General features: G+C 70.5%; 9 protein-coding genes. 4 read left to right on the forward strand and 5 right to left on the reverse strand.

The genetic code is table 11. From position 1 onward, the window contains the following. Window positions 1-8: 8 nt before the first annotated feature. Window positions 9-1,784 (reverse strand): pectate lyase family protein, encoded by a 1,776-nt coding sequence (locus ACSRUE_RS23830; protein WP_441293012.1) that lies wholly within the window; start codon window positions 1,782-1,784, stop codon window positions 9-11. A 94-nt stretch (window positions 1,785-1,878) separates the two neighbouring features. Here ACSRUE_RS23830 and ACSRUE_RS23835 point away from each other — a divergent pair, with 94 nt between their 5' ends. The 3 genes from ACSRUE_RS23835 to ACSRUE_RS23845 are packed head-to-tail and all read left to right on the forward strand — an operon-like array spanning window position 1,879 to window position 4,832. Continuing rightward, a complete protein-coding gene (locus ACSRUE_RS23835; RefSeq protein WP_437943019.1) occupies window positions 1,879-2,514 on the forward strand; it encodes an RNA polymerase sigma factor in 636 nt (211 codons plus the stop codon). Next, window positions 2,511-3,809, forward strand: coding sequence for a FecR domain-containing protein (locus tag ACSRUE_RS23840; RefSeq protein ID WP_441293013.1), 1,299 nt, complete (start codon window positions 2,511-2,513; stop codon window positions 3,807-3,809). The genes ACSRUE_RS23835 and ACSRUE_RS23840 overlap by 4 nt, the downstream gene beginning before the upstream one ends. Window positions 3,810-3,812: 3 nt before the next feature. Continuing rightward, window positions 3,813-4,832: a hypothetical protein gene (locus ACSRUE_RS23845; RefSeq protein WP_441293014.1), complete on the forward strand. Its 1,020-nt coding sequence runs from the start codon at window positions 3,813-3,815 to the stop codon at window positions 4,830-4,832. 34 nt (window positions 4,833-4,866) lie between these two features. On the opposite strand, the gene ACSRUE_RS23850 is transcribed toward ACSRUE_RS23845, so the two are convergent. Continuing rightward, a complete protein-coding gene (locus tag ACSRUE_RS23850) occupies window positions 4,867-6,255 on the reverse strand; it encodes a pectate lyase family protein (RefSeq protein ID WP_441293015.1) in 1,389 nt (462 codons plus the stop codon). Window positions 6,256-6,462: 207 nt separating this feature from the next. Here ACSRUE_RS23850 and ACSRUE_RS23855 point away from each other — a divergent pair, with 207 nt between their 5' ends. After that, window positions 6,463-6,891: an SDR family NAD(P)-dependent oxidoreductase gene (locus ACSRUE_RS23855; protein WP_441293016.1), complete on the forward strand. Its 429-nt coding sequence runs from the start codon at window positions 6,463-6,465 to the stop codon at window positions 6,889-6,891. Window positions 6,892-6,956: 65 nt separating this feature from the next. On the opposite strand, the gene ACSRUE_RS23860 is transcribed toward ACSRUE_RS23855, so the two are convergent. The 3 genes from ACSRUE_RS23860 to ACSRUE_RS23870 all read right to left on the reverse strand — a co-directional run bounded on the left by ACSRUE_RS23860 (window position 6,957) and on the right by ACSRUE_RS23870 (window position 11,064). Beyond that, complete coding sequence (locus tag ACSRUE_RS23860; protein WP_441293017.1) at window positions 6,957-8,519, reverse strand: DUF1552 domain-containing protein; 1,563 nt, start codon at window positions 8,517-8,519, stop codon at window positions 6,957-6,959. Window positions 8,520-8,583: 64 nt separating this feature from the next. Continuing rightward, window positions 8,584-10,035 carry a DUF1592 domain-containing protein gene (locus ACSRUE_RS23865; RefSeq protein WP_441293018.1) on the reverse strand — a complete coding sequence of 484 codons (1,452 nt, stop codon included), beginning with the start codon at window positions 10,033-10,035 and terminating at the stop codon, window positions 8,584-8,586. A gap of 450 nt (window positions 10,036-10,485) precedes the next feature. Beyond that, entirely contained in the window at window positions 10,486-11,064 is a 579-nt protein-coding gene (locus ACSRUE_RS23870) for an RNA polymerase sigma factor (protein WP_441293019.1), read from the reverse strand. Window positions 11,065-11,140 lie beyond the last annotated feature (76 nt).

Below are 11,140 nucleotides of genomic sequence, written 5' to 3' on the forward strand. Positions count from 1 at the left end.
GCCTCGTGTTACTCGCGCGCGAGCGGCAGCGCCCAGGGCCCTCCGGCTCCGGCGCGCGAGATCACCTGGGGCAACGCGTCGCTCGCCCGCTCGGGCGCGTAGTCGTAGGGGGGCGTGAAGACGGCATCGGCCGGCTCCCCGTCGCCGCCCAGGTGAACGCCGCTCTCGTCGCGGTAGAGGTTCGAGCCAGGGGCGGCCAGGAGGAGTCCCCGGCCCGTCCCGTCGCTGCAGTCCGAGCGCCGCGTCGCCGCCTCGGCGTTCTCGAACACGCTCGCCTCGAGCAGCAGCTGCCCCTCACAGGCGGCGCCGACCGCCCAGTCCGAGATGTTCGAGAACACATTGTTGAAGAGGTGGGCGCGCGCTCGGGATCCGGTGGCGAGGGGGGCGCGCGTCCTCACTTCATCGAAGCGACAGTGGTGCATCGTCACCTCGGCGTCGGTGATCGTGCAGGCCCAGCGCTCGCGGCCGCCGCACTCGGCCTCGTTGCTGCCGTCGAAGTGGCCGTAGGAGAAGGTGACCCCGCTCGTGCCCGCGTGGACGTCGGCGAAGGCGTCGCTGATCCGTTGGACGGTCGCGTGATCGATCCAGACCCTGGAGGCTTGCGTCAGCGTGAACGCATCGCCCGCTTCGTGCACGTTCGAGTTCAGATCGTAGAGGGCGAGGTTGCGGATGATCACGTTCCCGCTCTGGTTGAGATCCATGTTCACGCCCGGCAGCGCCGCGCCGCGCCCGAGCCCGACGAGGGTCTTGTTGGAACCGAACGGGACGATGCGATGGTTCCGCGTCGCCCCGACGAGCGGACGCTCGCAGGTCGCGTCCCCGGTGAGGACCTCATAGAACGTCTTCTCGGGCTCCTCCGAGCAGGCGCTGGGACAGACCTCGATGTTTTGGACCTCCGATCCCTGGCGGCGGAAGTCGTGAACGCCTTCGGCGAGCAAGAGCACAGCCGGCTCGTCCGAGCGCGCGAGGCTCTCGAGCTCGGTCCAGCTCGAGACGAGCACGGGCTTCGCCCCCGCGCCCCCCGTTGTGCCCTCGCCAAAGCCGATCGGCTCGATCCGTATCACTTTTCGGAGGGCGATGGGCCCCCTCGTCCCGAGCGCGGGCCCGATCCAGCGAGCCGCCGTGCTCGAGGGGAAAACCGCCTCGGGATCACAGCCCGGCAGATCTCCAGCGCTCCCCAGCTCGCGCGCCGCCGTCCAGCCGCTGTCGTCGTAGCCGGGCGCGGTCCAGTCCCCTTCCGGCGCGGCGCTCAGCTTCCAGTCGCTGCCGCTCTCATGGCTGCGCTCGAGCTCGTCGAGGTGGACGAGCGCCGCGGGGGTCCCCGCGGCGGCATGAACGCTCACGGCGATCACGTTCTCTCCCGGAAGCAAGGAGAGGGGCACGAAGATCGGAGCGCGCGCCGACTCGCTCGCGGCGATGAGATCCCCGTTGACGTAGACGCGGAATGTATCGCGCGCCGTGATGGAGAGACCGGGGCCCTCGAGCGCCCCGTAGCTCGCGCTGACGAGCAGCGAACTCGCGAGCTCCTCTCCCTCTCCGAAGGCGGCCCCCGGAGGGAGCTCCGCCGCGGGCGGCTCGCCGTCGCAGGCGAGCTCCGTGAGGGGGGGAGAGCTGCCGCCGACACCCGCGTTCCCCGGAGGTCGGGTGGCCGTCTGGATGAGCTGATCCTCGCAGGAGAGCCCCCAGGCCAAGGCCGAGAGCGCGGCGGCTCGGAGGAGCCAGGTGCGGCAGGAGAGGCGCATGACGAACAGGGCAAAGCTGCGGGGCGACGCCCGGGAGCGCAACCCAAATGCTCCGAGTCACCTGCTCCGATCCAGCGTCCTGGCGGCGGGCGAATTTTTCTGGAGGCTCGGGACGCCCCCAAGTAACTACGAGAGAGTGGCTCAACCCACGCGCTCCGCCCCGCCGCCCGGATCCACCTTGGCCCGCTTCCCCGCCGACAAGCGGTCGGACGCGAGCCTGGTCGCAGGCGCCGCCGCCGGAGAGCGGGAGGCCCTCGCCGTCATCTGGGACAGGTATTCGGGTCTCGTGCGAGGTGTGCTGTATGGCGCTCTCGGTCCCGACACGAGCCTCGAAGATCTGGTCCAGGAGGTCTTCCTGGGCCTGATCCAGGGGGCCGCGCGCATCCAGGACGGGGGGGCCCTCCGTGGCTATCTGGCGTCCGTGGCGGCGCGGCAGGCAGCGCTCGAGATCAGGAAGCGCAAGATACGCCGCTGGGTGGGCCTTTCCCCGAGCGGAGAGCTCCCCGAGCGCGCCCTCGAGCGCGTCGACTTCGAGCATCGCGAGGTGCTCAGCGCCCTCCACCGCGTGCTCGACAAGCTGAGCACGCGCCGGCGCATGGCCTTCGTGCTGCGCCACGTGCAAGGCCTCGACATGCTCGAGACGGCCGCGGCGCTCGGCGTGTCCGAGTCGACGGTGCGCCGTGAGCTCGAGAGCGCGCGCGCGTTCTTGCTCAAGGCGCGCGAGCCAGCCCTCCAGGAGTTCCTGTCCCGGTGTGAAGGATTTCGGCCATGAGCGAACCCGAACGACAGCTCGATCCCGTCGCGGCCCTCCTGCAGAGAGCCGCTCAGCTGAGCGAGCCGGAGCGCCGCGAGGCGCGCGCCGCCTTCCTGCGCCGTGTCGACGAGGAGCAGGCGCGCTCGAGCAACGCGCGGGTGGTCGTTCGCTGGGTGGCTCCGCTCGCCCTCGCCGCGAGCGTGCTGGTGGGCGTTTTCTTCTTCTGGCGAACGGAGCGAGCTCTCGATTACGTCGTCGAGGGCGCGGTGAACGAGAGCGGCTATGTGCGCGTACCGGTCGATCACCCGGCCGCCATCACGTTCTCCGATCAGACACGGATCCGGGCCGCTGCAGGGACGCGGCTTCGTATCGACGAGCCCAGGAACGAGCGTGGCGCCCGCATCTCGGTCGAACGCGGGCGGGTCGAAGCCGAGGTCACGCACACCGGGAACAGCGATTGGCGCTTCGTCGCGGGTCCCTTCGCCGTCCGCGTGGTGGGCACGCGCTTCGAGCTCCTCTGGGACGCTGACCGCGAGCGGCTCGAGGTGATCCTGCGCGAGGGGGCGGTCGAGGTGGAGGGCTACTCCGGCTCTGGCGCCGTGAGCGTGCGCGCGGGGCAGCGCTTCGTGGGGGACGCTCAGGCGAGGACCCTGCACGTCAGCGACACGACGGCTCAAGCCCCCGACACGGCGGCGCAGGGCCCCGACACGGCGGCGCAAGGCTCCGAGCCCGCGCCTCCCGCGGCGCAGGGACAGCTCGCCGAGGTCGCGGCACCGCCGCCGGAGCCCGCTGCTCCCCCGGCGCCGAGCTCTGCTGAAACCCCGGCGGCCCTGGTCGCCCCGCCGAGCGCCAAACCGCCCTGGAGCAAGCTCGTTTCCCAGGGCGAGTTCCGGCGCGTCGTCCAGGAGGCCGCGGCGCGGGGCACGCAGAGCTGTCTCACCTCCTGTGATGCCGCCGACTTGAACGCCCTGGCCGACGCCGCTCGCTACGTGGGGCAGAACGAGCTCGCCGAGCAGGCCCTGCTCGCCCTGCGCTCGCGCTACGCATCGACCGCGGGGAGCCGCGCGGCCTTCTTGCTCGGGCGCCTTCACGAGAGCCGCGGCGCCGCCGCGCGCGCCAGGACCTGGTACGAGACGGCCCTTCGCGAGGCGCCGGGCGGCGCCTTCGCCGCCGAAGCGCTCGCGGGGAAGATGCGCACGATCCAGAGCCTCGAAGGACCGGCCGCCGCGCGCGTGGTGGCGCAAGAGTACCTGCGCCTCTATCCGAGCGGGGTCCACGCCAAGACGGCTCGACAGCTCGCCGCTCAGCCCTGATCCATGGTCCGGCGGGCGCGAACGCTCCTCGTCCTGCTCCTGCTGCTCGTCTGCCCTCGAGCGGCGTGGGCGCAGCGCGTGCTCGTCGTCCGGCCGGACCCGCGCGATGCAACGCTCTTCGAGGCCTTCGGGCGGCTCTCTGCCGAGCTGGCGCTCCAGTCCTTCGAGGTCATCGTGCTCGGGAGCGCCGCGCGATCGCCCGGGGCCGAGGAGCTCGAGCGCGAGGCGCAGGAGAGCGAGGCCTTCGCGGCTGTTGCGCTGCGGCGCGACGGGAGCGGCACGGCCGCCGAGGTGTGCATCGTGGATCGCGTGACCGGCAAGACGACCACGCGAAAGCTCCTCATCGATCCCTCCAGCGACGGCCCGATGCTCCTCGCGGTGCGCGCCGTCGACCTCCTGCGCGCAAGCCTCCTCGAGCTGGGCCCGGGCCAGGCTCCCGCTCGGGATGTGCTCGGCGTCGAGGCCCAGCCGCCCGCCCCCGAGGTGCTCCGCTTCTCCCGGGAGCCGCCTCGCTTTCACGTGCGCACGGGAGGGCTCGTCCTCTTCACGCCTCCGGTGGGGGTCGGCGTCGGCGCGCAGATCGAGGCGCACACCCGCCTCGACGAGCGCTTCCGTCTCGGCCTGCTCCTCGGCGGTCCCCTCTTTGGCGCCGAGTTCCGTGCAGCAGGCGGCGCCGCCCGGGTGCGCCAGGAGCTCGCGCTCCTCCGGGCCAGCTGGAACCTCGGGCAAACGGCTGCCGGTCTTCACTGGGAATGGGGGCCGCTCCTTGGCGTCGGCGCCTACCACCTCCAGGCCACCGGCCATGTCGAGCCGCCGCTCGTGGGGCGCAGCGAGGAGTTCTTCAGCTTCGCCGCGGACGCGGGGCTGAGCGTCCAGTACTTCTTTCATCCGAGCGTGGGCCTCGGTCTCGAGCTCACCTGTCTGACGCTCCTGCCGCGCCCCATCATCGCCGTCGATGAAGCGCGCTCCGCTCCGCTCGTCGCTCAGGCCCTCGGCGCGCTCAGCCTGGGGGTCTCGTTCTGAGGGAGCATGGCGAGGCGCGCGCGTCCACGAGGCGTCACGGGACGAGGGAGTTGATGTACTCCTCGAGGTTCGTCCAGCCGTCGCCGTTGCGGTCGCCATTGCGATCCTCGGGGTCGTGAGGATCGAGCGAGGCGGAGACCTCCCACGCATCGGGCATCCCGTCCTGATCCGTGTCCGTGGGCGCAGAGCCCCCCGGGATCTCTCCAACGGTGTTGGGGAGACCGAGGCTCTTCTCGTCGCTGATCGTGGCGCCATCGGTCCCGAGGGACGCGAGCTCTTCCATGACGAAGTCGTCGACCGCGTCACGCCAGAGAGACGCCCCGGCGTGCTTCATCACGTGGTCGAAGGCGTCCTCTGCGCTCATCGCGGGCACGTCGGGAACCTCGACGCTCGGCGCCGCCTCCCAGGTCACCGAGCCGAAGTCCCCCTGGCCGAGCAGGCTTCCGTTCAGGACACCGTCCTTGTTGCTGTCGTACCAGTTGTCGACGGCATAGAGGTGGTACTCGGGCGTGGGGCTGTCCAGGGTGCCACCCTTCGTCTCCGGGCCGGGGATCAGCGTGTTGCCGACCATCGCCCCGTCCGAGCGCCCGCTCGTGTCGCCCAGGATGTACCCCGAGGTGACCCAGTTGTAGACGACGTTGTTGACGAACTGCAGCGTCCCGCGGGCCTTGGGGTTACGGGAATTGTTGTCGATGTACAAGGACCGGATGATCGACGTGCCGGTCGTGTTGACGATGCCGCCCGTGCTGTGGGTCTGGAGCCCCTGAGCGACGATCGAGTCTTGCAGCGTGATGTTGTAGAGCTCCGCCCCGCTCTCCCGGTTCAGATCGAAGGTGCCGTCGCGCCCCCAGCTCAGGGAGCAATGGTCCCAGATCACGTCGTGCCCGTTGGCCATGGTGACGGTGTCCTTGCCGGAGTCGCCGATCTTGCCCATGCGAAACCGCACGTAGCGAACGATCGTGTTCGAGGCGCCGGAGAAGGACGTGCCGTTCCCGTACACGGTGATGCCGCCGCCCGGCGCGGTTTGCCCGGCGATCGTCTGGTTGTTCTTGAACACCAGGCGGGAGTCGATCTCGATGACGCCGCCGACGTCGAAGACCACGGTGCGATTCGGCTGGCTGATGGCGTCCCGCAGGGAACCGGGCCCCGCATCGTTCAGGTTGGTGACATGGTAGACGTCGCCGCCGCGCGCGCCGGTGGCCATCCGCCCGAATCCCTCGGCGCCGGGGAAGGCCCCGAACTCGACGGCGCCCGACCCGCCCGTCCCAGGGCCGCCGCCCACACCCGCGCTCGGTGCGCCGCCGCCCGCGCCCGGGCTCGGTGCGCCGCCGGCCCCTCCAGCTCCCGTCGTGACCCCGGAGGCGGCGTCGCTGCCCGATGCCTCTCCGCCCGGCGTCGCTCCGCCCGCGCCAACAGGATCCATCGGGGGAGCTCCGCCGCTCCCGGAGCCGTCGTGCGGTGTCCCAGAGCAGGCCCACGCGGCCGCACCCAGAGCAAAAAGCGACAGCCAAGAGATGCTCGCCCGGCCTGGCAGGCATCGCGCCCAGGTCTTCATGTGCCCGGAGTTGATCCAGCCCCTGCTCACCTTTCAGAAATCGTCACCCGCGGCGCGGGATGGGGTGCGGTGCGGGTGACGCGCGCGCTGCTGCCGTCGATGCTGGCGCGCCGCTCGGGCGTCATCGTGAACGTCTCGTCGTTGCTCGGGATCATCGCTTCGCCGACGGCGGCCAACTATTCGGCGACGAAGGCGGCGCTCGGCGCGTGGTCGCATGCGCTCCGAGGCGAGGTGGGCCGCTTCGGCATCAAGGTCGTCGTGTTCGTGGCGCCCCACACCGACACGGCGTGCGGCCGCGGCGCCCGCTTCGACGGCGTGGTGAGCTTGCCTGTCGAGTACACGGCGAAGGAGCTGCTCCGCGCCGTCGATCGGGCGCCCCGGCAGTTTGCGGGGAGCCCCGTCTATCGGCTTCTCTTGCGGCTGGCCGGGCTCTTTCCGGCCTTCCTCGAGGCGCGGGTCGCTGCGTCGGCGCGGGCTCATCTGCTGCCTGGCTACGGGCCGTAGGAGCGAGCGCGGAGGATCTGCCTAACGAGAGCGCCCCGAAGAGCCCGCTCGCGCTGGTCACCGCGCTACCGCAGGATCTCCTCGAGGAGCGCGTTCTTCACGCCGCGGCGATCCTCGCCGAACGACGAGACGTCCAGGCCGTAGTACTGGTTCATGATGGTGAACCACAGATCGCGGAGCTGGCGATCGTTGCCGAGGGCGTCGTAGGCGACGTGCGCGTCGTTCAAGAAGACGCCGTCGCCGCCGAGGAGCACGATGGGCAGGTCGTACCCGTCGTGGTCGTGCGAGCGCATCTCGCTCATGTGCACCATGACGCAGTGATCGAGCACCGTGCCGTCGCCCTCGGGGATCGCGTCGAGCCGCTGCGCGAGCTGCGCGCTCTTCTGGTTGAGCCAGCAGTTGATCGCCGCGTAGTCGAGGTTGCTCTGCGCGATGATCTTGTACTGGCCGTTCTGGGTCGCGCGGTCGAGGTTGCCGGCGGCGTGCTGGGAGGAGTGGAAGTGCAGGCTGGCCTCTCTCCTGTACGCGAGCCCCACCTTGGCGCGGACGTCCTCCGGGATGCACCGGTACTCGAACTCGGAGCGCATGTCGTCGTGCATGTGGGTGATCACGCGCGTCACGTCGCATTGAATGGCCATGACGATGAGGTCGATCATGACCTTCGCGTGATCTTCGTGCTTGTACGGGCCGGCTCCCGTGTTGTCGTTCTCGTTGAGCCCCTCCGCCTGGCCCGGCGGCTCGGGGACCACGCCGGGCTGGCTGATCGGGCTGCAGCCCAGGCCCGTCTGCGGGGTCATCGTCGACTGGACGCGGGTCGCGTTCTTCTCGATCTCGCGCAGCGAGTCCAGGTATTGCTGGACGATCTTGCGATCGTCGGAGCCGACCCGGTTCATGAGCGAGTTCGCGTCCGCCAGCACGCCGTCGATGACGCTCTTCTCGGTCGCCGCGCGGCGCTCCGCCTCGATCCTGGCCTCCTCGTCGCTCTGCCCTGGCGCGGACCCCGCCGCGCCCGCGCCGACGAGCGCGTCGAACACCGCCTTCGGGTTGACCGAGCGCTTCAGCGGCTCGCGCGCGCTCTTCCAGGAGAGGACCTGATTGTAGGCGTAGCTGCGCTGGTCGAAGAAGCCGGGCTTGACGCCGAGCCCCGTCTGCAGCGACGGGATGCGGGTCGCCTGCTCCGGGCCTGCCTTCTGGACGATGAGCTGGTCGACCGAGACGCCGTTGCCCACCCACTCGCCGAGGTCCTGGCGCGCCTCCCTCCCCAGCTGATCGGCGTCCACGCAGGTCGAGAGCGCCGCGCCGAGGCGCGAGTGGGAAGGCTCGATGTAGGGGTGCTGCTCCGTGCTCCACGTGTAGTTGCCGAGGCGGCTTATCATGAGCATCTTCGACTTCACCGGCGCGAAGTGCTCGAGCACCCTCGGCAGCTTGAAATCGGCGCCCTTCAGCGTCTTTCCGAACGCCGGGGCCGTCTCCCACCAGTGATGGGGCGCCCCGTTCGGGAAGGTGCAGAGCAAGAAGCGCTTCGGGGTGCCGGGCTCCCCGCCGCGCGCGCTGCGCGGCGCGAGGCTCTCGAGAAACGGCAGCGCCAGGCAGACGCCCGCGCCGCGCAACAAATTTCTGCGTGTCATCAAGCGTTTCATGTGCGCATCGCTCCTTCGTGCCTCGTCTTGTGCAGAAACAACGCGTGCGGCCTCACTGCGCCTTGTCCTTCGCTCGAAGGCGGAACGCCTCGCTGGTCACCACCTGCTTCGCCAGATCCGCGATCGTGCCGCCGCCCCAGCGCGCGGCGATCTCCTTGATCCTGGTCCTGTCCCCGGCGCTCGGGCGCCGGCGCAGGGCATAGCTGAAGAGCTGCTCGGAGGGGCACGTCCCCGTCCGGGCGGCCTCCACGAGCGCCGGCACGAGGCCGGAGATGTCCTCGAACGCCGCGCCCTCGTAGACCCCCGTCGCGTCGATCGGGTCGCCGTTCGGGTACTGGGTCCGGTAGGCGCCGATCGGGTCGAAGTTCTCCAGGCTCAGCCCGATCGGGTCGAGCACGTCGTGGCAGCCCGCGCAGTCGGGCGACGCGCGGTGCTTCTCGAGCTCCTTGCGCACGTTGGTGACGCCGCCCTCCTCCCCGTCCGCGGCGCCGAGCTCCGGGATATCCACGTTGGCGGGCGGCACCATGGGCGCGCAGAAGAGCTGCTCCAAGATCGTCTTCGCGCGGGACGTGGGAGAGGTCCGGTCGGCGCGGGACGACAGCGTCAGGAACGCCGGGATCGTGAGGAACCCCTCGCGCACGCCCTCCGGGTCGTTCGCATAGAGCGGCTCGATCAGCCGGCTCTCCGGGTGGGGCGCCGTGAGGAACTCGGACCACGGCCGCCCGCCGGTCGTGAAGCTGGCGAAGTACTCGTTGACCTGGTCGAGCATCGCGCTCTTCAGCTCATCGTCCCAGTTCGGGAACTGGCTCGTGTCGGCGTTGTGGCTGGGGAGCGTGCGGGTCCCGAGCCACTGCCCGTAGAAGTTCTGGAAGAAGGCGGCGCTCTTCGGGTCGGCCAGCATGCGGTCCACCTGCTGCTCGAGCTCGCCCTCGGTGGCCAGCTGATCGTCCTCCGCCGCGTCGAAGAGCTCGTCGTCCGGGAGCGAGCTCCAGAGCAGGTACGAGAGGCGCGACGCGACCTCGTAGCCGTTGAGGGCGCCCGGCGATCTCGCCGAGTCGGGGCCCAGCTCGATCCGGAGGAGGAAATGCGGCGACGTGAGCACGGTCCGGACGACGTGCTGCGCCGCCTCGACGGGGGACATCTCGAGGGTGGTCCGCGCGTCGTCGTACTGCGCCGCGTACCGGTCGACCTCCGCCGCGTCGAGCGGGCGCCGGAACGCGCGCAGCCCGAAGCGCTCGATGATCTCGCGCGCGCACCCGTCGTCCGCGCCCTCCGCCAGGTCGCACACGAGGATCTTGGCGCGCTGCGCCTCGTCCGAGAACGCGTCCTCGGCGAGCGTCCTGGCGGCGTCGTAATACCCCTGCACCAGGACCTGCGAGAGGTTCGAGAGCGCATTTACGTTTGCGTCGAAGCCCTTCGCGCCGAAGGCCGGGAATCCGTCCGCGGGCCGCAGGCTCGTTCCCAGGAGGTGGGCGACGGTGGAGTTGTACTCCGACGCTGTCATGTGGTGGAGAGGCATCCTGTCTACAGCGATGGCGGCACCCTGGTCCGGGGTCTGCCCCGGAGTCTGCTCCGGAGGGCCATCGTCCCCGAGGGCGCCAGTGCACGAGATGCTCAGGAGGCATCCCCCGGCAGCGATCCAGGGACTCGCGAACACTCGGTCCAATCTGAAGGTCATTGTCGGCTCCCTCGTATGGAATCGGCAGGTCTGTCTTGTGACCGGAGCACACCGTTTTCGTGATCAAATCGACCCGGTGCGGGCATGGCCGTGAAGATCGCGGTGGGTCGTATGAATCCAGGGTCGGCGGCGAGCGGCGTCGGGCGAGCGCCTGCTCGACCTGCGCTCGGCCAGCGCGCTCCCTCCGCGGCCGCGCGCATCCGCCGCCTGTCCTCGCCGGCCAGCTCGTCCGCGTCGCAAAGGGCGCTCAGGAGCGCCCGCGCGCCGGCCCCCGGCTCACCCATGGCGGCCTCCTCGGATCCTGGCGTGGTGGCGGTGCACCGCGTCGGAGAACGCCTGTCGAGCGGCCCTCAGCCGCGCATACACGGTGTTGATGTTCACCCCGATCCCCTGCGCGATCTCCGACGCCGGAAGCTCTTCCAGCTCGGCGAGGAGGAGCACCACGCGCTTCTCCTCGTCGAGCGACGCCAGGAGGTCGTGCACCACGCGCGCGGCCTCCGCCCTCTTCATGGCCTCGTAGGGGCTGAGGTCGCTCGGCCCCGCGACCTGCTCGGGATCCACGATCTCTCCTGTCCCGCGGTGGGCGGGGCTCTGGCGGCGCTGCGACCTCCGGTGCGCCTGCGCGACGTTGACCACGATCCCGAAGACCCACGTCTTCAGCGACGAGCGGCCCCGGAACTCCGGGAGCCGCCGGTGCACGACGGCGAACACCTCCTGACACACGTCCTCGTGCGCGGAGGCGTCCACGACGAGGCGGCGCACGGTCCGAAAGACCAAGGGAAAGAGCTGCTCGTACACCTCGGCGAAGGCGAGCGGCGCGGCCTGCGCGCCGGCCGCGTCGGCGGACGGAGGCATCGACGGAGCGAGGCTCGCTCGTCCGAATCCACGGCTCCGAGCTCGCCCTTCGAGAGGAGTTGCAATCCGCATGGAA

It is taken from the genome of Sorangium sp. KYC3313 (assembly GCF_052075895.1).
In the GTDB taxonomy this organism is placed as follows: domain Bacteria; phylum Myxococcota_A; class Polyangia; order Polyangiales; family Polyangiaceae; genus Sorangium; species Sorangium cellulosum_B.